22 protein-coding genes, 1 pseudogene and 1 other annotated feature are annotated in these 26,559 nt (G+C 33.3%); of the genes and pseudogenes, 20 read left to right on the top strand and 3 right to left on the bottom strand.

What is annotated here, in order from left to right:
• Positions 1-36: 36 nt before the first annotated feature.
• The 9 genes and pseudogenes from IGJ52_RS09825 to IGJ52_RS09785 all read left to right on the top strand — a co-directional run bounded on the left by IGJ52_RS09825 (position 37) and on the right by IGJ52_RS09785 (position 8,762).
• On the top strand, positions 37-1,065 hold the full coding sequence (locus IGJ52_RS09825) for a phage tail tip lysozyme (RefSeq protein ID WP_271851746.1): 1,029 nt from the start codon (positions 37-39) through the stop codon (positions 1,063-1,065).
• Between the two features lie 11 nt (positions 1,066-1,076).
• A complete protein-coding gene (locus IGJ52_RS09820; RefSeq protein WP_033640536.1) occupies positions 1,077-1,373 on the top strand; it encodes a hypothetical protein in 297 nt (98 codons plus the stop codon).
• Between the two features lie 19 nt (positions 1,374-1,392).
• A pseudogene (locus tag IGJ52_RS09815) lies at positions 1,393-1,616 on the top strand (hypothetical protein).
• Positions 1,613-2,149, top strand: a complete 537-nt coding sequence (locus IGJ52_RS09810; RefSeq protein ID WP_271851749.1) for an EF0163 family protein — start codon at positions 1,613-1,615, stop codon at positions 2,147-2,149. The pseudogene IGJ52_RS09815 and the gene IGJ52_RS09810 overlap by 4 nt, the downstream one beginning before the upstream one ends.
• 54 nt (positions 2,150-2,203) lie before the next feature.
• The gene (locus IGJ52_RS09805) at positions 2,204-2,560 is read left to right on the top strand and encodes an LptM family lipoprotein (protein ID WP_141893180.1); all 357 of its coding nucleotides are present in this window, start codon (positions 2,204-2,206) and stop codon (positions 2,558-2,560) included.
• A gap of 324 nt (positions 2,561-2,884) precedes the next feature.
• The gene (locus IGJ52_RS09800; protein WP_438792061.1) at positions 2,885-4,330 is read left to right on the top strand and encodes an Ig-like domain-containing protein; all 1,446 of its coding nucleotides are present in this window, start codon (positions 2,885-2,887) and stop codon (positions 4,328-4,330) included.
• 1,458 nt (positions 4,331-5,788) lie between these two features.
• Positions 5,789-6,202 (top strand): DUF2177 family protein, encoded by a 414-nt coding sequence (locus IGJ52_RS09795; protein ID WP_142477127.1) that lies wholly within the window; start codon positions 5,789-5,791, stop codon positions 6,200-6,202.
• Positions 6,202-7,992: a DegV family protein gene (locus tag IGJ52_RS09790; RefSeq protein ID WP_174115033.1), complete on the top strand. Its 1,791-nt coding sequence runs from the start codon at positions 6,202-6,204 to the stop codon at positions 7,990-7,992. The genes IGJ52_RS09795 and IGJ52_RS09790 overlap by 1 nt, the downstream gene beginning before the upstream one ends.
• Positions 7,989-8,762 (top strand): DUF1295 domain-containing protein, encoded by a 774-nt coding sequence (locus IGJ52_RS09785; protein WP_174113029.1) that lies wholly within the window; start codon positions 7,989-7,991, stop codon positions 8,760-8,762. Before IGJ52_RS09790 ends, IGJ52_RS09785 begins: the two co-directional genes overlap by 4 nt.
• 315 nt (positions 8,763-9,077) lie before the next feature.
• Here the strand turns inward: IGJ52_RS09785 and IGJ52_RS09780 are convergent, their stop codons facing one another.
• From IGJ52_RS09780 to IGJ52_RS09770, 3 genes are all read right to left on the bottom strand, one after another.
• Positions 9,078-10,685 (bottom strand): MucBP domain-containing protein, encoded by a 1,608-nt coding sequence (locus IGJ52_RS09780; protein WP_271851803.1) that lies wholly within the window; start codon positions 10,683-10,685, stop codon positions 9,078-9,080.
• A gap of 565 nt (positions 10,686-11,250) precedes the next feature.
• Positions 11,251-11,577 (bottom strand): AzlD domain-containing protein, encoded by a 327-nt coding sequence (locus tag IGJ52_RS09775; RefSeq protein WP_002362235.1) that lies wholly within the window; start codon positions 11,575-11,577, stop codon positions 11,251-11,253.
• On the bottom strand, positions 11,564-12,271 hold the full coding sequence (locus tag IGJ52_RS09770) for an AzlC family ABC transporter permease (protein ID WP_002356628.1): 708 nt from the start codon (positions 12,269-12,271) through the stop codon (positions 11,564-11,566). The genes IGJ52_RS09775 and IGJ52_RS09770 overlap by 14 nt, the downstream gene beginning before the upstream one ends.
• A 213-nt stretch (positions 12,272-12,484) precedes the next feature.
• On the opposite strand from IGJ52_RS09770, the gene IGJ52_RS09765 reads away from it, so the two are divergent.
• The 11 genes from IGJ52_RS09765 to IGJ52_RS09715 all read left to right on the top strand — a co-directional run bounded on the left by IGJ52_RS09765 (position 12,485) and on the right by IGJ52_RS09715 (position 26,553).
• Positions 12,485-13,036 (top strand): helix-turn-helix domain-containing protein, encoded by a 552-nt coding sequence (locus IGJ52_RS09765; protein WP_438792060.1) that lies wholly within the window; start codon positions 12,485-12,487, stop codon positions 13,034-13,036.
• Between the two features lie 112 nt (positions 13,037-13,148).
• Positions 13,149-14,480, top strand: a complete 1,332-nt coding sequence (locus IGJ52_RS09760) for a hypothetical protein (protein WP_438792059.1) — start codon at positions 13,149-13,151, stop codon at positions 14,478-14,480.
• Between the two features lie 175 nt (positions 14,481-14,655).
• The gene (locus IGJ52_RS09755; protein ID WP_438792058.1) at positions 14,656-19,176 is read left to right on the top strand and encodes a bacterial Ig-like domain-containing protein; all 4,521 of its coding nucleotides are present in this window, start codon (positions 14,656-14,658) and stop codon (positions 19,174-19,176) included.
• Between the two features lie 196 nt (positions 19,177-19,372).
• Positions 19,373-20,074: a bacterial Ig-like domain-containing protein gene (locus IGJ52_RS09750; protein ID WP_016614561.1), complete on the top strand. Its 702-nt coding sequence runs from the start codon at positions 19,373-19,375 to the stop codon at positions 20,072-20,074.
• Positions 20,075-21,511, top strand: coding sequence for a helix-turn-helix domain-containing protein (locus tag IGJ52_RS09745; RefSeq protein ID WP_016614560.1), 1,437 nt, complete (start codon positions 20,075-20,077; stop codon positions 21,509-21,511). It abuts the gene before it with no gap.
• Positions 21,512-21,878: 367 nt separating this feature from the next.
• Positions 21,879-22,322 (top strand): hypothetical protein, encoded by a 444-nt coding sequence (locus IGJ52_RS09740; RefSeq protein ID WP_002381534.1) that lies wholly within the window; start codon positions 21,879-21,881, stop codon positions 22,320-22,322.
• A 208-nt stretch (positions 22,323-22,530) separates the two neighbouring features.
• Positions 22,531-23,718: an FtsW/RodA/SpoVE family cell cycle protein gene (locus tag IGJ52_RS09735; RefSeq protein WP_002367107.1), complete on the top strand. Its 1,188-nt coding sequence runs from the start codon at positions 22,531-22,533 to the stop codon at positions 23,716-23,718.
• A gap of 24 nt (positions 23,719-23,742) precedes the next feature.
• Positions 23,743-24,102, top strand: coding sequence for an arsenate reductase family protein (locus tag IGJ52_RS09730; RefSeq protein WP_002359675.1), 360 nt, complete (start codon positions 23,743-23,745; stop codon positions 24,100-24,102).
• A gap of 5 nt (positions 24,103-24,107) precedes the next feature.
• Entirely contained in the window at positions 24,108-24,422 is a 315-nt protein-coding gene (locus tag IGJ52_RS09725; RefSeq protein WP_011109554.1) for a glycine cleavage system protein H, read from the top strand.
• A 53-nt stretch (positions 24,423-24,475) separates the two neighbouring features.
• Positions 24,476-24,723 (top strand) — a binding site (T-box leader).
• Between the two features lie 113 nt (positions 24,724-24,836).
• A complete protein-coding gene (locus IGJ52_RS09720; RefSeq protein ID WP_002364465.1) occupies positions 24,837-25,874 on the top strand; it encodes a methionine ABC transporter ATP-binding protein in 1,038 nt (345 codons plus the stop codon).
• On the top strand, positions 25,867-26,553 hold the full coding sequence (locus IGJ52_RS09715; protein ID WP_002362617.1) for a methionine ABC transporter permease: 687 nt from the start codon (positions 25,867-25,869) through the stop codon (positions 26,551-26,553). Before IGJ52_RS09720 ends, IGJ52_RS09715 begins: the two co-directional genes overlap by 8 nt.
• The last annotated feature ends 6 nt before the right edge of the window (positions 26,554-26,559 follow it).

Raw genomic sequence — 26,559 nt, 5'->3', positions numbered from 1 at the left:
GATTATCAGCCTTCTTTTTTATTGAAAGGAGAGATCATGAAGAAATTAGGCAAGGTTTTAATTGTTAGTTGTTTTATTTTTATTCTTCCTTTTTTATTATTTTTAGGTGTATTTTCTTCTAGTGAAAGCGGAGATTCTTCCCAGTTTCAGCCTGCTACACCACAGGAAAAAGTAGCATTAGAAGTTTCTAACTACGTGACGTCACACGGCGGAACGTTGCAGTTTGCTTCCGCTTGGATTGGCAATATGGAACATGAAAGTGGATTAAGTCCTGCTAGAATTCAAAGTGATTTGGCTTTTAATCCTTCTATTGCTTATAACGCTAGTTTAGGCGGTTATGGAATTGGATTAGGGCAATGGGATTCAGGACGAAGAGTTAATTTATTAAATTTTGCAAAAAGTCAAAAAAAGGAATGGAAATCAGTAGCTTTACAAATGGATTTTGCGTGGAATAAGGATGGTTCTGATAGTGACTTACTTAAAAGAATGTCTAAATCAAAAGATGTGAATACACTTGCGGTAGATATTTTGAAGCTGTGGGAACGAGCTGGAACAAAAGATGATCCTGTAGAACAAGTAAAAAGAAAGACTAGTGCTAATAATTGGTATAAGCGACTTTCTACAGGTTCCATGGGCGGAGGTTCAGCCAATATTGGTGGAGGAGAAATTGATATTTTAGAAAAAGTACTAGGACAAACTATTAATGGTGGTCAATGTTATGGCTTATCTGCTTTTTTTGTTGAAAAACAAGGAGGTCTACAAATGATGGGTACGGGGCATATGTTCGCAAGTGAAATTGGTAATGATTACAATTGGCCGTCAATAGGTTGGAAAGTGATAAAGAATCCAAACTACTCGGATATTAAAGCAGGAGATGTCATTAATTTTGGTCAAGGTGGTGTGGCTACTAGTATTTATGGGCATACTGGTGTAGTGGCAAGTGTTGAAGGTAAAAACAAGTTTACTACTTATGAGCAAAACGCTGAACAAGGTCAAATTGTTGCTAAGTATTCTCGAACTTGGGGATTAGATTTTCCACATGTAACGAGTTTAGTAAGAAAATAGGAGGGCTATGAATGGTAAGTTGTAAATCAGAAGTTGTTTCATTAAATATTATCAATAGCTATTTTTTAGGAATAAGGGAGATAAATTTTCCTGTCTATCAAAAGCAATTTAAACAAATAGATTTAGAATTATTTATAAGTTTAGCTGATTTTATGGGAAATTTAACAGAGCTAGAAAAAAATAATTATATACAATTGGTCTTAGAGGATTTAAAAAAATTTTTGATGTCTATTGAAAGTAAAAATTATTCTCGAACGGTTCAGAGAATGCTTTTAGATATGAAAACAGAGATAGCCAAGATAATTTAAGCTAAGGAGGAAGTTAAAAATGTTTTTAAATAAGAGAAGTGGATTAACCAATCGTCAGATAAAAGAAGTTTGTTCGAGATTTAACTGTAAAAAAAATGAATTTGCAGTTCAAAAGTATCAAGATGGTTTTTTAGTAGCTGTGAATAATAAAGAGTATCGTGTTAAATTTTCTGAGGGGATTTTTCAAAGATTGAGTATGTTAAAGAAGTACAACGCATTTCAAAGAAAGTAGGTAGAAAATGAAAAAGTTAAGTTTAGTAGTTTTATTATTAGGTGCTGGATTAGTATTTACTGCATGTGGAGGGAATACTAAAGGTCGTGAAACGGTGGTTTCGTCAACAACTGACTCTGTGAATATGAAACCAGTTGATGATATGACTTCTACGAAAGGAAGTGAAGTAACTGAAAAAAGTAGTACTAAACCTATGCAGATTAAAGATAAACTAGCAGAAGAAAAAGTATCTGATACTTACCAGTTGGTGGAGGACTTTGGAAATACTTATGCAAATTTTCCTAGTATCAATGATCGTAACGAAAAATTAAAGAAATTAATGACTGCTGAATGTGTAAAGAAAAATGGTATTGGTGTGAAAACTGGCGCAAAATTGGAAAGTAAAGGTGAAGTAAGCGCAATATATCAAAATGACAAAAAGGAATACGCAGTCTTACTTGATTGTGAACAAAACGGAACAAAAACAAGAGTACTTTTACTGGCAAAAGTGAAAGGTAATAAGGTAGTGGAAATGACCTATAATTCAGTGAAACAAGAGTATTAACCTTGATATATTTAGTTAATAGTATAATGTATGTATAAGTTAGGAGATGAGAAAATGAAAAAGGTAGTTTCAATTTTGTTGATGGTTGTTTCAATTTTTACGATATCTGCCTGTGGTTCTAAATTAGATAAAACAGGTGAAGAATTTAAAGATTCTATAATGAAAGATTCTGCATATGGTGATGAGTATTCGGAAGATGGTTTTAGTTTTTTAATGTATAAAGATAAAGACACTAATCGTTATTTGGCTGATGTTTGGGTTCCTGTTAAAGATGAAGCTAGTGCACTGGAGTATTTTTATTATTATGATGAAGATAAGCGGTTAGATAGTACTAAAAGTAAAGTAACCTTTGATGATATGAAAGCTAGAGGTAACTATGAGGTAGTGTATAAATCAGGGAAATTTAAGTGAAAATAAATTTTTTTAGATTGAAAAATTATTTAAGAAACATATGAAAATAATTAGTTTTAGGAATTCCTAAAGTTCTGTTAAAGTATTTTATAGAAGTTATTTAAGTTGTTTTTCAAATATATAATTTAAAAGGAAGAATAAAATAATTTGAGTTATTTTATTATTTCTTTTCACTTTAAAATGGCATATTACAAATTTGTTAGATTACGTTTATTCAATTGAATAGACGTATATATATGTTTGTGGTATTATTTATTTAATATTAAATGAATAAATTTTTTTTAATTTGATGTTGAATATAAATTTTTAGAAAGAAGGGATTATATGTATATGAAAAAAATTTTTATAGGTTTGTTTGGAATACTTAGTTTAGTAGGCTCTATGTTTATTTTCAACCCGCATGTTAATGCACAAATGACGGATAAAAAAGTCACTTTAGTCTCCCCTGATAGTTACAACATAGATTATAATACTAATCTAAATTTGAAAGTAGAATTAACATTTGATGATTCTGCTAAATCTGGAGATCAGGTGAATATAGCTTTACCAGATTACATGAATACTTATGCGGGAAATAGTCGTTTTAATGTAATAAATGAAAAAGGTGAAGTCGTAGGTGAAGTCATTTATAATGGTAATGGCACGTTGACTTTTGTAGCAGGTTCTTTTTTTGACACACATACCAATGTTAACATAGATTTCAATTTAATTACTAAACCAACTAATAGAGTATGGGAAAACAATACAGAGCAAGAAATTAAGTTAATAATAGACAATGAAGATGTTACTACTGGGATTAATAAAAAAGTAGTTGTAAGCACAAATACCCAATATACGGAATCCTTAACTCCAGCTCAATCATATGTCGAAAATAAAGAAGATATAGTTCATATGTATTCTACACCACAGTTTAAAAAAAGTGGAACATATAGCGTGGAGTTTGTTTCTGAGGAATACCCTGATGTGAAATATAACTGTGACTATATTAAAACGTATGGTATTAATTTGAACTACGGAAAAAATAAAGCCAACTATCAAAGGATAAATTCTGTTACAGATGCAGAAAAATACAATATAAAAGTTACTTGTACTGGCGATAGGGTTACTTTAACTATGGATGTTGAAGAAGGGTATGGATTTACTACTGCAGTGCCTGCATTGTTATCAGAAGAGTTGAAAAAAGAACAAAACAAAAATACTTTCTGGTTTAAAAATAACTCTGTACACACAGATGGTCAAACTTGGACTGGTAGAAAGCCTTTAGTATATGATTGGCAAAAAGGTGGGGGAACTGGAGGTACGACAGAACCAAGTACGACAGAACCAAGTACGACAGAACCAAGTACGACAGAACCAAGTACGACAGAACCAAGTACGACAGAACCAAGTACGACAGAACCAAGTACGACAGAACCAAGTACGACAGAACCAAGTACGACAGAACCAAGTACGACAGAACCAAGTACGACAGAACCAAGTACGACAGAACCAAGTACGACAGAACCAAGTACGACAGAACCAAGTACGACAGAACCAAGTACGACAGAACCAAGTACGACAGAACCAAGTACGACAGAACCAAGTACGACAGAACCAAGTACGACAGAACTAAGTACGACAGAATCAAGTGGAAATAAAAATGTGAATTCAGCGACAAACGATAGAATCTTACCTAAAACAGGTGAAAAGAAATCTTTTATATTCATTGCTTTAGGAGCTTTTTTACTTATGATAGGAACATTTATTTTTATTAAGACTAAAAATAAATAGATAAAGGATAAAGTATATTTATAGAGAAAACCCAGACTACATAAAAAAGTTTGGGTTTTTATTGTATGCATTGAAATTGACTTGCTGTGCAGTAGGTAATAAAAATCCTATTATAATGTTAAGATATAGATGATTTCTTTATCGCCGTCTTAAAAATTAAAAAGGTAGTGCTGTTGAAAAGTATATTAAAATATTCTATCAGACTGAAGATTCACATAATTTATAAGCTTTTTTTTTAGGTATATTTTTTAGAAATATTCCAAATGTTCAATGAATATTTTATTAAGAAAAGTGTTTAAAATAACATAAAGATAGACATAACTTCCACTATTGATAGTGTGCTGAAAACTGCATTAAATTAACCTGTATATAAAGTAAGAACACTGGATAATCTAATTTTTATTTAGAGACCAAGTTTAATATAGTTCTATAAATATAGTAGATTTATTAGGTTTTAAGCTTTTCAACAAAAACAACATTTTAGTGGGGTAAGAAAGTTATATTAAAAAATCCAATTGAAAACAATTTTCTTCAAAAATAATATTCAGAGTTTTTTTATGAGTTGAATATAGGATATCTTGGTTCTTGTTTAGAAGAGGTTCAACAACTTTAATTTAACATAGTTTTGAGGTGTCTTGTTTGAATAAAAAATGTTGGTAAAAATACTAGCATTAGAAAGCACAGGACTTTTTAAATACTATGAAAAAGATATTAATAATCTTAAGTTTTCTACATATCCAATCATAGTGCATAGTTTGTACTTCTAGAAAAGAGAAATTTATTAGTAGTAATAGTTTTATTTTTTATAGTGAGAAAAAAGTCTTTTATGTTCTTGTAAGTGTAATTAAAGAAATTTTAAGGATAGAGGTTAATAAAATAGATAAGAGTTTAAATGTGTATAGAGATAAAAATAGATGTGAATTTAGTGTTTGAGTTAAAAAGATGTATGTAAATGTCCAATTGTATTAATAAATTAGTATAGGACGTAAATTGAAATCATTTATAATCTATATATAATGAATTGAAAAAGATAGCTAAATTTTTCGAAGTTAAATAGTGGATTAGTTTTGGCTCAACAATTATAATATATTAATAATTATTATTTTTTTAAATTTAAAAATGGAAACGAGGATTAAAAATTTGTAGTAAAAAAACTAATAGAGCCTCACACGATAAATACAAATCTTTTTTTAGAAAAGAATATGATTTGTGGGGAATTATTATAATAAGAAAAGATTATATTGAATTTCCATTTTATATAGAATGTAATTGTGGACAATTAGCGGAAATAGTTCCTCATAAATATAAAGAATATGAATGTTCAAGATGTGGATGTTATTTTAAACGAGTAGTAGGAGGGTATATAGAAATAAAAAAAATGTCAAGTTTTTAAATGTATGACTATAGTAGTTTATGGTGTATAAGAGTGAGTAATTTTAAAAAGGAGGATATAGTATGATACATCAATATTTAAAAATTTTTATTTTAAGTGCAATTGTATTTTTAGTTTTTGATTTATTTTGGTTATTGGTGGTTTCAAAAAGGATGTACCAACAATTTATTGGTCATTTAATGGGAGATGTGCGTATATTTCCAGCAATTATTTTTTATGTAATTTATGTTGTTGGGGTAACAGTTTTTGTTTTGATTCCTGGGATAGAACGAAATCATTTAGGTTATCTATTATTATCTGGAGCTTTTTTTGGTTTTGTTTGTTATGCCACATACGATTTAACTAATTTAGCTACATTAAAAAATTGGCCAGTCTTAATGACTGTTATCGATCTTATCTGGGGAAGCTTTGTGACTATGGCTACAGTAGGGATTGTTTATTTTATAAATCTCAAGTTTTTTGAAGGGTCAGGTATATAATGATAACGTTGGAAAAATACCGTCTTATGAAAAGTATATTTTGCGGTGCGGAATTAGTTATAGAGAATAAAGAAGAGTTAAACAAAATAAATGTTTTTCCAGTAGCTGATGGAGATACTGGAAGCAATTTAGCCTCTTTGATGCATTCGATATTAAATAATGTAGCACCTCAACCTGATTCAATACAGAGTTTATTAAGTGATATTTCAGAGGCTGCTCTAATTGGAGCAAGGGGAAACTCAGGTTTGATTTTTGCGCAATATTTAAATGCTTTAGCAGAAAATTATTCCAAGGTTGATAATTCAACGAGTAACTTTGTGAATTCTCTTAAAGCAGCATCATTAAAAGCATATGAAGCTGTTATGGATCCTAAAGAAGGTACTATTCTTTCTGTTATTAGATTATGGTCTGAAACATTAGAAAAAGAGTTTTTTAAAACAAAATCTTTTTCAGAGGCGCTTGTGAAAGCCCTTCAATTGACAGAGAGAGCAGTTGAAGATACAAAATTTCAATTATCTGTATTGAAAAAAAATAATTTAGTGGATTCTGGAGCAAAGGGATTTTATTATTTTATTTTTGGATTTACAAAGGAGTACTGTCAAAAAACAGAAAATTTTTATGATTCGAATCCTTATCTTGTAAGCACAGGAGTAAATAAAAACTTATTGCATAGAATAACGGATAAACCAGAATATCGTTTCTGTGCAGAATTTATTTTAAACGAAGTGCAAATCACAACAGAAGATATGCGAAAAAGATTAAAATATCAAGGAGATTCTTTAATTGTAATTGGTAATCAAAAGAAATCTAAAATTCATATTCATACAAATTCACCAAAAAATGTATTAAAAAGCCTGGAAAAATTTGGAGAAGTTACTTATCAAAAAGTAGATGATATGTTAATGCAATATTTAGTTACAAAAAAAAGAAAATCTCCTATTGCAATTGTGACTGATTCTATTGCAGATTTACCAAGTAGTTATCTTCTGGAACATCAAGTACATTGCTTACCCATCAATATACTAAGTGATAACCAAGTTTTTTTAGATAAGCTAACTTTAGATGCAAAATTAATTAAAGAGAAGATAGTAAATAAGCAAAATCTTAGTACAGCACAACCTACCATTCCATCCGTGGATGCATTACTTTCTTTTTTGGAAGATAAATATGAACATGTATTAGTTTTAACCGTTTCTTCAGAACTCAGTGGAACATATCAATTAATTGCGCAGAGAATAAAAGAAATGGGATTATCAGAAAAATGGATCAAGCTGATAGATTCTAAAACTAATTCTGTAGCTCAAGGACTTTTAGTGAAGAGGGCGGTATCACTAATTGAAAAAAATATTGAATTTGAAATTATAGTTAAAAAATTGAAGAATCTTCGCTCAAAAACATTTATTTATGTTGCTGTGGCAGACTTAGAGCCGATGATTCAATCCGGTAGAATACCTCAAAAATTAGGAAGAGTATTAAAGAAGCTATCAGTTGTTCCAATCGTTAGTTTAGATAAATCTGGTCGGGGCGTTTTAAAGGGAATTTATTTAAACCAGAAACATAGTACTAACAAAATTACAAAAATAATTTCTGGTTTAGTAGAAAAGCATGAATTAGAAGAAGTAGCAATTGCGCATGTTTCTTCTTATGAAAATGCGAAAATGCTTTCGGATAAAGTTAAAATAATAACAGGTAAACCATGCGATGTCATAGATAGTTCTGCAGCAATAGCTATTAGTGCGGGTATAGGTAGCATTGCAATTGCGGGTATAAAGAAGGAGGAAAACGAATGATTTATTTAACAATTGGAATAGTGTTATTAATATATTTTTTAATATGGTTTGCAATTTCAACTTATAAGAAAAATTATGGATTGGTAGATATTGCATGGGGAGGAGGATTTGTTGTTGTCGCATGGACATGTTATTTAAAAACAGGAGTACATTCTAATCAGTCAATAATTATTTTAGCGTTAGTAACTATATGGGGCATTAGGTTGATTTGGCATTTAGCAAGAAGAAATTGGAATAAACCCGAAGATTATCGGTACGTAAACATGAGAAAACGTTGGGGGAACCATTATGTTTATTTAAAAGCTTTTCTGAATGTATTTTTGTTACAAGGCATATTACTGTGTATTATTGCATTACCTGTGATTCAAGCATTTTTTAATAGAGAGACTACTTTTAAATGGTGGCAATATTTAGGTATAATTATCTGGATAATAGGTTTCGTTTTTGAGTTTTTAGGAGATTATCAATTAGAGAAGTTCAAAAAAAATCCTGAAAACAAGGGGAAATTATTAACTACAGGATTGTGGTCCTTAACACGCCATCCTAATTATTTTGGTGAGGCAACCAGTTGGTGGGGGATTTTCCTTTTATCTATGAGTAGTATAAATGAAATTTGGCTGATTGTAAGCCCGCTTGTTATTACGTTATTATTGCTTTTCGTTTCTGGTGTTCCGTTATTGGAGGAAAAATATAAAGATCGTTTAGATTTTCAAGAATATGCAGAACGAACTGCTAAATTTTTTCCTTTTATTGGGAAAAAAGGAGTATAAGTTTTTTAACTTATTTTTCTAATTTTTATAGGGTTAATAGTTGTTAGATAAATAAATTAATTATATAATTGATTTTAAGATTAAGGGTCAGTAACTCACTTGGGAGATAGTGCAGGTTCAAATCCTGCTTGGCCCATTAAAAACAATAGATTTCTGTGATGATTTTTTTGATTTTAAGTAGTATATTATTTTTATTGCATTTAACTTAATAGAAATTAAAAGGTAAGTAAGGCATATTATAAGAAATAAAAAGCAGTCTCCCCGAAAGGATTTCTTTAAGAAAGAGATCCTTTCGGGGAGACTGCTTTTTATTATTTACGCCCAAGATAAATCTTTAAAAGTATATTCAATAGTTAAATTAGTCTCTTTCAAAACGCCTGATGTTAATTCAGGGTCATTAGCAACTAATTCGTAATCACCCCATACTAGACGTTCACCTGTGTTTATAGAGTAACATTCATAGGTTATTTTAGAATAAACAGTATATTCTGAACCAACATTAGTTGATATTGTTTCATCTGATAGAGTGGTGTCTTTATCAATTTTCTCAGTTTTTAATATATTACCTGCTTTGTCATAATAGGTTACCTTATAGAAATTAGGTTTAATATATCCTCTATTCGTAGCGTTGATAAAACCCGATTGTTTTAAGGTTATGTTTCCTAGAACGGGTTCTTTTTTATAAATGAATACTACAGTTTGACTTTCATTCAAATAAGTACCCGTACTAGAACCTTGAACAGAATCAAAAGTATACCCCTCAAAAATCTTTTGGTCCGCAGTATAAGAATCACCAACCGTACCAGTCAAAATAATATCCTCAGATAATTTATTGCCGTCTGTATCTTGATAACTAACAGTTACAGTGCTTGTTGGTATAGGACTTTTTTCAAAAATAAAAGTAACAGTTTGTGGGGTTTCTTCAAATTTACCAGATATATTTCCTATAACATTTTTGAAAGTATATCCCTCAAAAATCTTTTTGTCCGCAGTGTAAGAATCACCAATAGCACCAGTCAAAGTAATATCCTCAGATAATTTATTGCCGTCTGTATCTTGATAACTAGCAGTTACAGTACTTGTAGGTATAGGACTTTTTTCAAAAATAAAAGTAACAGTTTGTGGGGCTTCTGTAAAGCTACCAGATGTATTTCCTATAACATTTTTGAAAGTGTACCCCTCAAAAGATTTTTGTTCGGCGGCATAAGAATCACCAATATTTCCTTTTAAAATAATATCTTTAGAAAGAGTATCCCCATTAGAATCTTTATATTTTACAATAACCTGACCTTCTTTTACAAAAGGCTTATTGTCGTTTGAATACGTGTGAAGATAACCAATATATTTATATCCTGCCAAATCTACATTTGGAGTATAATTAGATCCTTTAGTTAGTATAGTTGAGTCAACAGTTGGTAGTATAACTTCATCTGCGTGTGCCTCATCATAATTGGTAAAGAAATTGCTTCCGCCTAAAACAATTAATAATGATAGAAAAGTTTTTAAATGTTTCCTTTTCCAAATTAATAAAAACAATACTAAAACTAATACGGAAAAACCAAGTAGTGAAATTAATATATTATTTTTCATAGCTCCAGTTTTTGGTAAAGTGTTTGAAGAAGTCTTACTTATTTTTTGAGGTAATTCTAACTTAGTATTATTTGTGGGTAGTATTGAATTAGTAGCAGAATCTGCTTTTTTAAAAACTAACTTAAAATTTTCTTTGTCATGAGTGACAGAACTAGTAGGTACTTTTTCAATAAGATTTTCTTGTTCAATTGAGGTTAAATTATCGTATAACGTGTATTCTGTAGTAACAAGTGAATTATTACCTGAAGCGTGTACATCTGTAAAAGATATACCGAAAGATAACGTAGTGAATATAAAGGTAAGAAATACAACTTTAAAAAAATTATTACGCAATAATAATCGTCCTTTCTATTTTAATTTATTGTATTTAGAGAAGTATAGCATATTGTGAACAAAATGTGAAAAAATAAATCTGTTATTTTTTTGGGAAAAAATCTTTTTTTAAAGGTATTTAATATAATTACATTTGTTATTTTAAATTTGTGATTTTTAAATAATTAGCATGTAAAATGTTTAAATTCACTAAAAATTCATAATATGATTTTTTTTAAATATTAAAAATTAGACTTTTTTTAGGTATCATTCAAAAAATGTTACTTAATTGAATAGTGAATCGATATTTTATTAATTTAAAACTTTGTAAAATTGGAATTAATAGGCTCATGAATAATTTGTAGTTAAAAGATGTTATAATTATAGGTCAAAAAAATGACTAGACTATTCCTATTTAGATATAAGTATTGTATTATTTATACGAAAAGGAATTGATTTAAATGTATTTATAGACAAAAATTCATTTTTTATTTACTCGTAACGCGTAGGTCACAGGTTCGATCCCTGCAGCTGGCATCTAAAAAAACAGACAGGCACTACCATCTGGTAGTGCCTGTCTGTTTTTTTAGATAAAATTTTGGATTAGTGCAAATGAAGCAATGCCTACCAGTACAATAAGCAATAAGTTTTTAGTAAGTATTGCGGCTAAAATGGTAGGAAATGAAGCGAATAAATAAGGAAGATTGAGGCTTGGTAAATGCCCAATTCTTTGTTCAAATAAGCTACTAAACCATAAGGCGGACATAATCACAATGGGAACAAAACTTAGATATTCTAATAATTTCTGTGGCAGACTGATTTTTTTTAAAAGTAAAAATGGCAGTATTCTTGAAAGCCAGGTTGCAACGGTACAGCCTAAAATTGTTAGAAAGAGATACTCAGAAGAAGGCATGTTTTATCATCACTCCTATTCCACACCCGATTAACGTGACAACTAAGACAATTAAATTACTGGGAATAAAAATTAGACCAATAGACATCAACCCAAAAGTAATCAGGACCATGATGAGTTGTAAAGCGATTTTCATGGAACGATCACTAATTATCTGCAGATAAAGTAAACCAATGAACATAGCCACGACCGCAAACTCAAGACCTAATGCTTGAGGGTTTGCAATAAAGCGCCCTAGATAGGCACCGATGATCGTCGAAAAAACCCAAGTCGCATAGGAAATCAAATTGGCAGCATTAAACCACTCAAAACTTAAACGTCCTTTGGTATGGTTTAATTTATTCATTCCTAGTGCAAAACTTTCATCCGTCAGTAAGGTTCCCAACCAGAGATTTTTACCGAGAGATTCGGCTTTAAAGTAAGGCGCAATGGTCATTCCCATAAGAATCATACGCGCATTTACTAAGAAAGTCGCTAACACAATAGATAAGATAGGGCTGCCGCCAGTCAACATACTAACTGTTACAAACTGAGCAGATCCTGCAAAAATAAAAAACGACATCGCACTAACAATAAGAGGGGAAAAACCTGCTGCTTGTCCTACGATACCAAAAGCAATGCCAATACCAATATAGCCAAAAACCGTTGGCAAGGCTTCACGAATGCCAGTGCGTGCATCTAATTGGTGGTTCATTCTCTTTTTTTCCTTCTTTCTGTATAAAATTTAAACACGTGTGTCTGAAAATCTAGACCTTCGATAATGAGGCACAACGAGCGAATGAGCGTTTTCATTATTAACCACTCCTTTTGAACAACTAAGATATATATTGTATAATACAATAAAGAATACTTTTGTTCAATATATTAAACTTTTGGATGATAAAAAGAAACAGAAGGAGCAACTATTTTGGAGATTAATACAATTATTGGCAATAATTTAAAAAAAATTAGACAAGAAAAAAAACTTACGTTAGATGAACTAGCTGGGATAACCGGAGTGAGTAAAGGGATGCTTTCGCAGATTGAAAAAGGAACCACCAATCCTACCATAAATACAATTTGGAAAATAAGTAATGGACTCAATGTTCCGTATACGTATTTATTAGAAGATGACTATGTTAAAGAAAATCCCGTGGTAAAAAAAACTGAGACGGTAACACAACATTCTGAAGATCACTCCTATCGAGTCTTTAATTACTACTCAGACAACCAGGAAAGAAACTTTGAACTCTTTCAGTTTGAATTAGATTCAGGGAAAAAGTATCAAGCTGTTGGGCATTCAAAACGTTCGACAGAATATGTCATGGTTATTCAAGGAACATTAGCTCTTGAAGTGGGCGATCAGAGATATCTTCTTCCTAAAGACGCCGCTATGTATTTTGATGCTAATCAAGTACACACGTATATAAATGACGGAACAGAGAAAGTCCAAGCAGTCGTCATTAACTATTATACGTAACAGTGTAAAATAAACATTAGGAAATCGCTGCATCTGTTATTTTATGGACAAAAAAAGTAAACAATGCTACCCTAAAAATAATAGAAAATGAAAGATAAAAGAAGAGGTCAAAATGAATAAAAAAATTGAAAGTCTTGGTAATACAGCATTAATTTTACTAAGTAATACGATTATTGTTGTGCCTTATTTACTTTACATTCAATTGAGTGATGGACACAACCTTCTAACAATTTTACCATTTGTCTTATTTTATACATTGCGTATGACAGGCATTTTTCTGGTTCGAGGAATTAATTTGTCTTTAACTAGTCTAGGTCTACTAAAGATTTCTCTATTGTTAGGCTTGGCAGGTTCCTTAATTGGGACCGCCGGCGCTTTTTCTTTCCCGCTTTATAGTATTTCAGGAATGTTGTTAGGACTTAGTGGGGCGTTGTTGCCACCAAGTAATCAATCAATTCGCTTTTTCTTGAAAGAAGAAGGTCAAAAAATCAGTCATAGCAATCTTTTAACGACAGTCTTATTGACCGCTGTTTTATTTGGCGCTTTATTTTTTAAAGCGACTGAGATTGGACTGGCGTTATTGGTGTACGCGCTCTATTTTCTGGTTGCTTTAGTAGCAATCAAGAGCTATCCTGTTTCATTAAACGAGCTAGAAGAAGAATCAGCAGAAGTTTCACGAAAAGAATTAATTCTGTTTATTATCTTTTTTGTGTTATTACTTTTATTAAGAAGTGGTCGCTTATTAACGAATGCGGTGGAATTTGATTATGCGATTGTTGGCGCCTGCTGTTTCTTTGTGGTGGCTGTCCTTTTCGTTAGTCATTATGGCAAACGCGGCGCGTATAAAGTATCGCTAGAAATGAATCTTGCGACCTTGATTAACGGGATTGTCGGGAACTATTTATTTTTGTTTGGTTCCATTTATGTTGCAGGGGTTTATGGCAGAGCTCATATGGGCATCTATCTCTATTTACCTTATGTTTTAGGGATGATTTTTGCAATGATTGCAGCTAGTAAAACGAAACAATGGTCAAACAACATACCAATGGTTGGTCTGGCGGGAAGTTTGGGAATATTACTTCTTACCTCGTGGACTATTTTAGGCCTGTTTCTCTTGAGTTTTTTCAAAAGCACATTGAACAGCTTTTTAGCTAGGCGATATTATCAAGAGACAGATTTGCCTAAAGATAGCCGCATCCTTATCAAATATACAACACAAACAAAAGGGAGTTTATTCCATCAATTTATTTTGATGGCGCTTATGTTAGTCACTGTAGTAGGCAAAGGTGGCACGACACAATTTTTATTAGAATTGACTGGCGGCAAAGGCATTTCAATGCAAACAAGTCAATTTTTAACTTTCATTAAAAATAGTAACTCGCTCTTAGTGTTATTGTTTATTGCAGTTTATTTCGTGGTCGTTTTTCGTCAAAAGAAACGATAATTTACAAATATTAATAAAAAAATACTTGGAAAAACAGTGATTGTGGCTGATTTTCCAAGTATTTTTTTATGAAAAGCTGTTTTTTTTTTTCGAAGATTCAAAAAAAATTAATCAATTGTTTCATTTTTAACAAGCTATTATTAGGTTATATGAATTTTATTGAAAGGGGATTAGTATGAAGAAAAAAACTTTTTCTTTTGTGATGTTAAGTATACTTCTCGCACAAAATTTCGGGTTTGCCGTAAATGCCTATGCTGTAACAACGACAGAAGCACAAACAGAGACCACTGATACAGCAAAAAAAGAGGCAGAGTTATCGAGCACAACACCAGCTTTACCTTTAGCAACAACGAATACTTCAGAAATGAATCAACCAACTGCAACAACTGAATCGCAAACCACAGAGGCGAGCACAACAGCTTCCAGTGGTGCTGCTACACCATCTGAACAACAAACAACGGAGGACAAGGACACCTCACTTAATGAAAAAGCCCTACCAGATGTTCAAGCGCCAATTACAGATGAACTACTTGACAGTATGAGTCTTGCGCCGATTGGTGGAACAGAATACAGCCAAACAGAGGTTCACCGCGAATTAAATACAACACCGGTAACCGCTACGTTCCAATTTGCTGTTGGAAACACAGGTTATGCACCTGGATCAGTTTATACAGTTCAATTACCAGAACATTTAGGTTATTCAACTGTCAGCGGAGAAGTGACAGGCATTGGCGCAACTTGGGCAGTCGATGCGGCAACCAAAACATTAAGTATTACGTTTAATCAACGAGTTTCAGATACTTCCTTTAAAGTAGAACTAAAAAGTTATCTAACAACAGAGGCGGAACCATTAATCAAAATTGAAACTCCAGGAAAAAATAAAAAAACCTACTCGTTTGATTTATATGAACAAGTGGAACCAATTCAATATAACGAACGAACCAGAACGACGGGATTAGATGGCGAAATTTTTTATAATTTAGACCGGACATTAACTGGCAATCAAACATTAGAATTATTAACAACAGAGACGCCAGGCGCTGTCTTTGGAAAACAAGATAACTTGGAACCTCAAGTTTTCAGTTACGATGTCGACATTAATGGTCAAATTTTACCAGAAACGCAAACCCTGTTAACACCTGGCAAAGATTATACATTAAGCGATAATTCACTCGGGCGGATTGCTGTAACTGTTCCAAACATGAATCAACAAAAAGCCTATTCCTTATCGATTAATCGGACAATTTATTTAGAGAGTGCTTCGGACTATAACTACTTATATTCGCAGCAGTATCCAACAACAAAAATTGGGTCAATTTCTTTGAAAAGTACGACAGGAACTAAACAAACAACCGATTTTACTGCTAAGACGAGTCAAACAAGTAAAGTAATTGCTGATCGTGAAATGCGTAGTATGTCCTATATCAGTTTTCAAAGCAAAGGGAAATATTATGTAACAATTTATGGCACGTTAACAGAAACAAAAGTGGGTCAACAAATCGTATTAGAGAGTACAAACGGTCAAGAAATTAAGAATCCTAAATTTACGGCGTATGGTCCTTTATATGAAAATGTAAAATTGGAAGACTATTTTGATATTAAAACTGAAGGTGGCAAGCTCACTTTAACGGCCACAAAAGATAGCTATTTAAGAATAAATATTTCTGATTTAACAATGGATTTTGACAAGAAGGACATTAATCTATCATTAAGTACACCTGTAATTGGTCCTAATAAAGCCATTCAATTAGTATCCGATCAATATATTGAACCAATTAGTGTTGTTAATCCTTTGAATGCTGAAACTGCTTGGGGTAATTATGATCAAAATGGTGCCTATTCATCAAGAACAACTGTCTCAGTTATGGGAAGCAAAGAGACACCGATTCAAAATTTAGAAATTAAAGTAAAGCATCCTAATTATCTTTCATTACGAGCTACAAAAGAAATTTATTTTTATTACAAGTTAGGAACGGATTATACAGTAACGCCAACGTCAGATGGTTCAGTTATTAAGTTCACTACGCCAATAACCAACGAAATCCAAATTCCAATTGGTTTTAATTATGTGCCAGATAGTTTGCCAAAAGATAAAAGTATCCCAGTCGATATGATACCAATAACAATGAGTGCTGAAGGTTTAACTCCAGTTGATACGACAGTAACTACTAATAGTAAGCGTGGTTCAGAACGAACACTTCAAAGTAGTAAAAATCAATTCCTTGTCAATGCACGAAATGATTCTTTTGACTCACTAAGCGTCCGTACAAAAATTCCAGCTGGCGCCGATGTTCTTTTTGACATTTATGATGTTTCAAACGATCAGGTAGATTCAATTTATCCACAATACTGGGATCGTGGCTATTATTTTGATAAACCAATGTCACCAGACAGTCCTGGATACCCAACGATTACTTTTGACGAAAATACCAATAGTTACACGTTTGATTTTGGAAAAACCAACAAACGTTACATTATTGAGTATAAAAACGCCAATGGCTGGATCGACGTGCCAACTCTTTATATAACAGGGACAGCTAAAGAACCACAATCGAATAATAATGAAGGGTCTGCTTCGGTTTCTGTTCAAAATGAAGCGTTAGACATTTTGAGTGCAACACAAGCGGCGAATCCAACATTAAAAAATGTAACAAAAACGACAGTAACAACAAAAAATATTGATAATAAAACACATCGTGTGAAAAATCCAACGATTGAATTAACACCAAAAGGCACAACCAATGCTCAAATCGATTTGAATTCTATTACCGTGAAAGGCGTGCCAGAAAATGTTTATTCATTAGAGAAGACTACAAACGGTGCGAAAATTATTTTTAAAGACTATACATTGACAGAAAACATTACGATTGAATACAATACTGTCTCTGCAAACGCTGGCCAAATCTATACAGAAACAACAATCGACTCTGAAACATTGAACCAGATGTCTGCTAGCAAGAAAAAAGTTGCCACTGCGCCAATCACATTGAAATTCTCAGAAGGCGATGCGGAAGGTATTGTTTATTTAGCAACTGCCACATTCTATACGCATAACATAGAGGATGAAAACCAAGCAATTGCGAAGGTTTCTTTTGAACTAATTGATAATGTCACGCATACAGCAACCGAATTTGCAACAGATGAAAAAGGTCAATACTCCTTTGATGCTATCATGACAGGTAATTATACTTTGCGAGTAACGAATGTACCGCAGGAATATTCCGTGGATGAAGAGTATTTGACAGGTAAAGCCATTAAGCTGGTCAAAGGAGACAATCAACTAAAAATTCCATTAACTAAAACAATTGATCACAGTCGTTTACAAGTCAAAGATTCAACGATTTATGTCGGCGATTCATGGAAACCAGAAGAGAACTTTGTTTCAGCGACAGACAAAACAGGTCAAGATGTCCCCTTCGAAAAAATCACTGTTTCAGGTCAAGTTGATACTAGTAAAGTAGGCGTTTATCCAATCGTATACAGTTACGAAGGTAAAGAAGAAACAGCTAATGTGACCGTCAAACCCGACCAATCTAAGTTAGAGGTTAAAGATACAACGATTTATGTTGGTGATTCGTGGAAACCAGAAGATAATTTCGTTTCAGCAACAGACAAAACAGGCCAAGACGTTCCTTTTGAAAAAATTGACGTTCAGGGAACAGTGAATGTTGATAAAATAGGCGATTATGAAATTGTCTATAAAAATGGCACAAAAGAAGCGAAAGCAATCGTTCATGTCCGTGATGATAGTCAGTTAGAGGTTAAAGATACAACAATTTATGTTGGTGATTCTTGGAAATCAGAAGATAATTTCGTTTCAGCAACAGATAAAACAGGTCAAGACGTTCCTTTTGAAAAAATTGACGTTCAGGGAACAGTGAATGTTGATAAAATAGGCGATTATGAAATTGTCTATAAAAATGGCACAAAAGAAGCGAAAGCAATCGTTCATGTCCGTGATGACAGTCAGTTAGAGGTCAAAGATACAACAATTTATGTGGGCGATAAATGGAAACCAGAAGATAATTTCGTTTCGGCAACAGACAAAACAGGTCAAGACGTTCCCTTCGAAAAAATCACTGTTTCAGGTCAAGTTGATACTAGCAAAGCGGGCATTTACTCAATCATTTACAGTTACGAAGGTAAAGAAGAAACAGCTAATGTGACCGTCAAACCCGACCAATCTAAGTTAGAGGTTAAAGATACAACGATTTATGTTGGTGATTCGTGGAAACCAGAAGATAATTTCGTTTCAGCAACAGATCGTGACGGTCATGCTATATCCTTTGATAAGGTTCAAGTAAAAGGGAAAGTTGATACAAAGAAAACAGGAGAGTACCAGATTTCCTATACCACTGAGCCAGTTAATGAAACCAAACCAGCTGTGCAGTCACGACTTTTCTCAATGTTTTCAAACGAAACACCTCGTCAATTAACGACAGTAGCAACTGTTCATGTGATTGATCGTAATCCTACACCGCTACCAGATAAAAATGAGAACAACCAGACTAGTTCCTCAACGAATCAAACCACGATAAAAAGTAGTCAGTATGTCACACACATTGTGAAACCTGACAAGCAAGGACGTTATCCAAAAACGGGAGAACAAACTAATGGTTTATATCGTGTGCTAGGACTTGTTGTATTACTTATTGTGATTATTAGTGGTATAGTCATCAAGAAGAAACGAAAATAATTAAATGAGCGTGGGGCAAAAGTTTAAAGTGACTTTTGTTCCACGCTTAAAAGATGAATAAGTGCATGAATGAGGGTAGCTGTTTCCTTGGAAAATAGGAAGTTTTACAAGTTACTTAGTTTAAGAACACCTATTAGCAGGTTTTTCTGTTAAGATAGTTGTTTTTATGAAATAGTTTGGAGGAATAATAAACGAGATGAACCAGCGAACTATTTATTATGGTAGTATCGGCACAGCCTTATTTCTTTCTTCAGGAATGTTAATTGCTTCAGTGAATAGCTATGCCAACGAAGTGACAACACCAGGCAAATACACCGTGACTTATGAAGTAGATGGCAAAATTGAAACAGCAACCATTACGGTCAAAGAAAATCAAACGGAACTTAAATTAAAAGACACGTTTGTAGGAGTTAATCAAGCATGGTCACCATTAGACAATGTTGTTTTTCTAAAAGATAAAGAGGGACGCCCTCTAAATTTAGAAAATGTAATTATAGAAAATAATGTAAATACTCAAAAAGTAGGCCTTTATTTTGTAACCTTCCGTTACGAGTCATACCTTTCTATTGCGAAGGTGTATGTCAACCCTACTAATTTTGCTGCAGAGGGGAATGTGCTTGCAGAGCTTCCTTATATTCAAGCAATGATTGGCCCAGAAAGACCAATTATTGCCTCAAGACAGGACAAGGAGCAACAAACAAAACAGGAGAAAAAGAAAAATAAAATTGAACAGGAACGAGTAAATAAAAAGGTGCTGTTAAATGATGAGTTGTTGAAAAAAATAGATACGATAGCCCCAGTGGAAATTACTGGAGGAGCGGCAAGTGGGTCCTCTCAATTTGGCACCACTTTAAGCTTCCTGTCAGGCTCACTTTTGTATGGAACAAGGAGAGTTTAAATGGAATTCTTGTTATTAGATGATCGGGAAAATTTAAAATTAGCGATTATTAGAAAGTTAGAGCAACAATATTCATTTTCTGAACGAAAAGATCGTTTATGTAAGCAATTAGCTATTTCTCCTTATTTGCTAGAACGGAACATAACAGAAATCAATGCAGATTTGCAACGCTTTGGTCTGATTAATGAGATGGAAATCAGTGAAAAAAATAATGAAATTTTTTTATCTCAAAGCCTTCGTATTTCTTCAAGTATTATTGAAGAATATTATTTAAAAGACTCGTTAGAATTTAATCTATTAAAAACGATTTTCTTTCATCAGTTTACCTCAATCAAAAAATATGGCGAAAAGCACGGGATGAGTCGAACGGTTGTATACAAAATTGTTGACCATATCCGGAAAGAATTGGGGCAATACGGTATTAAGTTATCCAAAAATTTACAACTTAGCGGCAATGAAATGGCGATTAGACAATATTTTACTATGCTCTATTACCGAATTTACAAAGATTCTGAAGAAGTATATAATCAAACAGATCTTCGCGCAGTGAACCAATTATTGGCTCAATTGAAAGGCTCTTATGAAAATATCACTAATTTTCATTTATTTAAACATTATGTATTGGTGGCGTTAGAACGAACGCAAAGAAAAGCTAATTATTTTTTATCCCAAGAAGAAAATCCATTCGCTTTTGACGAAGAAAGTTCGATTTATCAAGAAATTCAATGTTGGATCAACGAAGTAATGAAGGCGACTCATGCAGAGAAAAACGCAGAAATTCAAGGAATTATCGGCAATTTATCGGTCTATCAAAGTGAACTTATTTCGGAACATTTGCTGAGTTCTCACAATGAGGCAATTACGGCTACGAAAACATTATTCTTTTCTTATATACCGTTTACAATTTCGGAAGAAGAATTTTATCAAGAAATTGTTCCGATTATTTATCAACATCGTTTTATTACGCCGTTTATCGATATCACCTTACGAATTATGGATTTAGAATTTTTTCAGGAACGCTACCCAATTGTTTTTGATAGCTGTCGTCAGTTTTTATTTGCGTTGGACTGCTCGGCGTTTGAGTTTAGTAAGCTTTCTTTATTTTTTGATTTACTATTAGTGTTATCCCGTCTTTATGACCAAAGGAATGAAAAAAGCACGATCAATCTTTATGTGAATTTTACGCAAGGAGAAAAATATACTCAGTTTATCAAAGAACAAATCAAAATATTCGAATCTTTCAGCATTCACTTTCATTCAGCGATTCGACCAGATACTGATTTAGTAGTTTCAGATTATTTACCAAAAACGTTATTTTCAGTAAAATGTTTAATTTGGCTAGCGCCCCCGCGAGCCAGTGACTGGCAAAATTTTGGCAACGAAATTGTCCGAATTAATAAAGAGCTACAACAAACAAAACAAAGAAAAAGCGAATAACAGACGAGGGCGGGACAGAATTGTTTAGCTTCGAGGACCAAGTTGTACGCTGATTTTATCTGTTCGTATTTTACAGAGAAATATCGAAGCGTGTAGTGTTGATGCTATTCCCGCCGTTTATCAGGTTTTGAGTGTGGAACAAAAATCCAAAGGGATTTTTGTTCCACACTCGTTTTTTACGAGTAAGAATTGAGAATCAAAAAAAATATCGATATAATTAAAAATAGATGAGTTTTTATTTCCGTTAATTCTCATTTAAAAAAGAAAAAGGAGTGTATTTTTATGAAAAAATTTTTAAAAATTAGTCTCGTCTCAGTCATATTATTGTTGATTCTAACTAGTTGTGTCATTGTGAGGATGTGAGAAAATGAAAAAAAATATCTGGTTATCTGTACTGGCATTATTAATTTTGACTGGTTGTAAAATTAACATTAATAGTCCACAATCTGCCAGAGATGATAATTACGGTGAGACAACCCAGGCAAGTACTAGTATTAATGAAGTAGATGATAAGCTAGCTGGAACAATGTTTTCAAAAAAAGGAAGCGGTGATGATGTATTTACAAACTTAGCTTTTAAAAAGGGGCCAGTTATAGCAAACATTACTTTCAAAGGAACGGAAAAAATAGTTGTTCGGATCGTGGACAGTGATGGACAAGAAATTGCAAAGTTAATTGATACGCAAGGAAATTACATCGGAAAAACAATGGCTCAAATTCCTAAAGACGCAGATACGTATATTTTAGAAATTAAAGCAGAAGGAAGTTGGTCCATTCAATTTTCAGAAGCAAATACGAAAGCCAATCAATAGCTATTTTGGAAAGAAAGCAATCTATACCTATCTGAAGTGGAAGAAACGTAATTTTTGTAGAAAAATTAAGCATGAATAAATGGCGATCGAAAAGAAAAATTTTTATTGAATTCTCTAAAGTTTTTCTCAAATATAGTAGAATTCCTTTCTTTTCTTCTGTGAGAAAGATATAATAAAAAACGTATGAACAAAGGAAAAGGGATGACGAATGAATAGAAAAGAGAAAACAAATTTAGATAGTCGAATTGATTACGGCGTGATATTACCAGTTTTTCTTTTATCACTAATTGGTATGCTATCGCTTTACGTAGCGCTTTACAATGATCCAAGCAAACCTAAAATTGGTAGCTTGTTAATGAAACAAGGACTGTGGTATTTAGTCGGAGGATTAAGTATTGTCATTATTATGCATTTTAGCTCAAAATTACTCTGGCGGTTAACGCCCGTTTTTTATGCACTTGGATTAGTATTAATGGGATTACTACTGAAATTCTATGATCCCGTGCTAGCAGAGCAAACAGGTTCTAAAAACTGGATTCGCTTTGGTGGCACCACATTCCAACCATCGGAATTGATGAAGATTGCGTTTATTTTGATGTTGGCCTATATAGTGACCATGCATAATGTTAAATATGTGGACCGAACACTCAAAAGCGACTTTTGGCTAATCGCTAAAATGCTATTAGTGGCGATTCCGGTAATTGTTTTAGTACTTTTACAAAAAGACTTCGGGACGATGTTAGTTTTCTTAGCCATTTTTGGGGGAGTTTTCTTAATGTCTGGCATTACTTGGAAAATTATTGTGCCCGCCTTTATCATAGCTGCTCTAGTCGGAGCTGGAACCATCTACTTGGTAACAACAGAAACAGGAAGAGACTTATTGTCTAAAATTGGCATTAAAGCTTATCAATTTGATCGGATTGATTTATGGCTAAATCCTTTCCATACAGATCCAGATCGCTCATTCCAACCAGCGCTAGCATTAACAGCAATTGGTTCTGGGGGCCTTTTCGGAAAAGGCTTTAACGTGAGTGATGTGTATGTCCCTGTTCGTGAGTCAGATATGATTTTTACAGTTGTTGGTGAAAACTTTGGCTTTATTGGTGGCTGTTTCATTATTTTGTTGTATTTTATTTTAATCTACCGCATGATTCGCGTTTGTTTTGATACAAATAATGAATTCTATGCCTACATTGCCACAGGAATTATCATGATGATTTTGTTCCATGTTTTTGAAAACATTGGAGCGAATATTGGTTTACTACCATTAACTGGGATTCCATTACCGTTTATTAGTCAAGGTGGTTCTTCCATTTTAGGTAACATGATTGGGGTGGGCTTAATTATGTCCATGCGTTACCAACAAGAAACGGTTCGTACCAGAAGTGGTCGTTAAAGAAAGAAGAAAGAAGGGGTAGAAATGTACACACTTTATGAATATCCTAAATGCTCAACTTGTAAAAAAGCGAAAGCGTGGTTAGACCAACAAGGCGTTAAATACCAAGCAATTGATATTAAAGCAACACCGCCTAGTAGTGAACAACTAGCAAAATGGATGAAAGAAACCGGCTTGCCTGTTCGTCGTTTTTTTAACACAAGTGGGGTTTTATATAGAGAACAAGGCTTAAAAGATCTTGTTGACAGTTTTTCTATTGAAGAAGCAAGTCAGCGTTTAGCTGCGGATGGCATGTTGATTAAGCGTCCAATTCTCTTAAAAGACAATACATTTCTAACGAATGGTTTTAAAGAAGCAGATTACGAAGGAGTGCTTGGAAAATGAGTGAAATGAAACAAATCGATCAATTATGGATCTTACCAACAGAAGCAGGTTATAAAATTGGTTTAACTGCCGAAGCCCAAGAGGATTTAGGGAAGATTACTTTTGCAACATTTCCCAAAGTCGGACAAACATTAGCTAAAGGTGATTCTTTAATTGAATTAGAAGCGGAAAAAGCAGTCAGTGAATTCAGTAGTCCATTATCTGGTAAGGTAGTTGCGATTAATGAAGCGGCTGATCAAGAGCCAAGTGCATTAGATGAAGAAAATGCCTGGATTGCTGTTTTAGCAGATGTTGAACCAACAGAATTTGAAAATCTTTAGTCTTACGTTGACAAGGCCAATGTTTATTGCTATAATTTTCTCAATCTAATCAAAAGAAAGCTTTGAAAAGAAGAGTACATGTTAAGGACGTTTGAAGAGAGCCCTGTTTGCTGAGAATGGGTAACAGATTTAAGATGGAAGATGGTCTTTGAGCAGAGTAAGTGAGCGAAGCAGTGAACTTACTACGGGGCGCCCGTTACAGCCAACGGTATGCGAAGAATCAAGTACCGTATGAGGTTATTATTGAGAAATAATAGCGAATTAAGGTGGTATCACGAAATGACAAACTTTCGTCCTTTTTGCTGTAATAGCAAAAGGATGGAAGTTTTTTTGTTTTTATTAAGCAAATTCGTTTCATAAAAAGTGCGAAACCTTCAAAATAAGAAAGTAGAACAGAAAGAAGAGGAGAACAAAATGGCATTAATTGAATTACGTCATGTAAAAAAAGAGTTTTCCGGTAAAGCGGGTAAAGTCACAGCTTTAAAAGATATTGATTTAACGGTTGAATCAGGTGATATTTATGGCATTATTGGCTATTCAGGTGCAGGAAAAAGTACGTTGGTTCGCTTATTGAATGGACTTGAAACACCTACAGAAGGTGAAGTAGAAATTCAAGGACAAGATATTGCATTGTTGCCAAATAAAGAACTACGAAACTTCCGTAAAAAAATTGGGATGATCTTTCAACATTTTAATTTATTATGGTCACGGACAGTTCTAGAAAATATCATGCTCCCATTGGAAATTGCTGGTGTTCCAAAACAAAATCGGAAAAGCCGCGCAGAAGAGTTAATCAAATTGGTTGGTTTAGAAGGACGGGAAAATGCCTACCCAAGTCAACTCTCTGGTGGGCAAAAGCAACGAGTGGGGATTGCCCGTGCCTTAGCTAACAATCCTGACATTTTGCTTTGTGATGAAGCAACGAGTGCTTTGGATCCGCAGACAACCGATGAAGTGCTAGAATTACTACTAAAAATCAACCAAGAATTAAATTTAACGGTTGTATTAATTACCCACGAAATGCACGTGATTCGTAAAATTTGTAATCGCGTAGCCGTGATGGAATATGGTGAAATTGTTGAAGAAGGTAAAGTAATCGATATTTTCAAAAAGCCTCAAACAGAAATTGCGAAACGCTTTATCCAACAAGAAGCGGATAAAAACATTGAAGAAACGGAACTGGTTGTCGAAGAAATGTTGGAACAATATCCGAATGGAAAAATTGTTCGCCTACTTTTCCACGGCGAACAAGCGAAATTGCCAATTATCTCGCATATTGTCCAAGAATATCAAGTAGAAGTCAGCATTATTCAAGGGAACATTCAGCAAACGAAACAAGGCGCAGTGGGTTCTCTTTATATTCAATTATTAGGCGAAGAGCAAAATATTCTAGCAGCCATTGAAGGATTACGTAAACTTCGTGTAGAAACAGAGGTGATTGGAAATGAATAATCGTGGCTTAGCAAGTTTCTTTGATTTTTCGCAAATTGATATAAGTAAACTACAAGAAAAAACGATTGAAACACTCTATATGACAGGGATTTCAATCATAGTGGTCGCCATTTTAGGGCTGATTTTAGGACTACTACTTTTTGAAACGTCAGGCAGAAAAGGGATTTTGAGCCGATTACTGTATTGGCTAGTGGCCATTTTTGTAAATATTTTCCGTTCGATTCCGTTTATTATCTTAATCGTTCTGTTAATTCCTTTTACAAAAATTATTTTAGGGAGTATGTCTGGTGTCAAAGGCTCCTTACCAGCTTTGATTATTTCCGCAGCACCTTTTTATGCTCGCATGGTCGAAATCGCTTTTCGTGAAGTCGATAAAGGCGTGATTGAAGCAGCCAAAGCAATGGGGGCCAATCGTTTCCAAATAATTTGGAAAGTTCTATTACCAGAAAGTCTGCCAGCGCTTGTTTCTGGCTTAACCGTTACAACCATTTCCTTAGTGGGCTATACTGCAATGGCAGCTGCTATTGGAGCGGGCGGTTTAGGAAGTTTGGCGTATCAAGATGGCTTCCAACGTGGTCAAAATACAGTTACCTTAGTAGCAACGATTTGTATCTTAATTATTGTCTTTGCGATTCAATGGATTGGGGATACAGTCGCTAAAAAAATAGATAAACGATAAATGGAG

Origin of the sequence: Enterococcus sp. DIV1758 (genome assembly GCF_051711985.1) — a bacterium.
GTDB classification, from domain to species: Bacteria; Bacillota; Bacilli; order Lactobacillales; family Enterococcaceae; genus Enterococcus; species Enterococcus faecalis.
The sequence above is the reverse complement of the archived record's forward strand: the minus strand, read 5'-3'. Positions and strand labels throughout refer to the sequence as shown.

Bases quoted from the DNA above. Each gene is read 5' to 3' on its own strand.
- IGJ52_RS09810 (WP_271851749.1), top strand. From the start codon at position 1,613: ATGAAAAAGTTAAGTTTAGTAGTTTTATTATTAGGTGCTGGATTAGTA.
- IGJ52_RS09800 (WP_438792061.1), top strand. From the start codon at position 2,885: ATGTATATGAAAAAAATTTTTATAGGTTTGTTTGGAATACTTAGTTTA.
- IGJ52_RS09775 (WP_002362235.1), bottom strand. From the start codon at position 11,577: ATGCCTTCTTCTGAGTATCTCTTTCTAACAATTTTAGGCTGTACCGTT.
- IGJ52_RS09740 (WP_002381534.1), top strand. From the start codon at position 21,879: ATGAAAAAAAATATCTGGTTATCTGTACTGGCATTATTAATTTTGACT.
- IGJ52_RS09820 (WP_033640536.1), top strand. From the start codon at position 1,077: ATGGTAAGTTGTAAATCAGAAGTTGTTTCATTAAATATTATCAATAGC.
- IGJ52_RS09790 (WP_174115033.1), top strand. From the start codon at position 6,202: ATGATAACGTTGGAAAAATACCGTCTTATGAAAAGTATATTTTGCGGT.
- IGJ52_RS09730 (WP_002359675.1), top strand. From the start codon at position 23,743: ATGTACACACTTTATGAATATCCTAAATGCTCAACTTGTAAAAAAGCG.
- IGJ52_RS09745 (WP_016614560.1), top strand. From the start codon at position 20,075: ATGGAATTCTTGTTATTAGATGATCGGGAAAATTTAAAATTAGCGATT.
- IGJ52_RS09755 (WP_438792058.1), top strand. From the start codon at position 14,656: ATGAAGAAAAAAACTTTTTCTTTTGTGATGTTAAGTATACTTCTCGCA.
- IGJ52_RS09805 (WP_141893180.1), top strand. From the start codon at position 2,204: ATGAAAAAGGTAGTTTCAATTTTGTTGATGGTTGTTTCAATTTTTACG.
- IGJ52_RS09735 (WP_002367107.1), top strand. From the start codon at position 22,531: ATGAATAGAAAAGAGAAAACAAATTTAGATAGTCGAATTGATTACGGC.
- IGJ52_RS09785 (WP_174113029.1), top strand. From the start codon at position 7,989: ATGATTTATTTAACAATTGGAATAGTGTTATTAATATATTTTTTAATA.
- IGJ52_RS09825 (WP_271851746.1), top strand. From the start codon at position 37: ATGAAGAAATTAGGCAAGGTTTTAATTGTTAGTTGTTTTATTTTTATT.
- IGJ52_RS09750 (WP_016614561.1), top strand. From the start codon at position 19,373: ATGAACCAGCGAACTATTTATTATGGTAGTATCGGCACAGCCTTATTT.
- IGJ52_RS09715 (WP_002362617.1), top strand. From the start codon at position 25,867: ATGAATAATCGTGGCTTAGCAAGTTTCTTTGATTTTTCGCAAATTGAT.
- IGJ52_RS09720 (WP_002364465.1), top strand. From the start codon at position 24,837: ATGGCATTAATTGAATTACGTCATGTAAAAAAAGAGTTTTCCGGTAAA.
- IGJ52_RS09760 (WP_438792059.1), top strand. From the start codon at position 13,149: ATGAATAAAAAAATTGAAAGTCTTGGTAATACAGCATTAATTTTACTA.
- IGJ52_RS09770 (WP_002356628.1), bottom strand. From the start codon at position 12,271: ATGAACCACCAATTAGATGCACGCACTGGCATTCGTGAAGCCTTGCCA.
- IGJ52_RS09725 (WP_011109554.1), top strand. From the start codon at position 24,108: ATGAAACAAATCGATCAATTATGGATCTTACCAACAGAAGCAGGTTAT.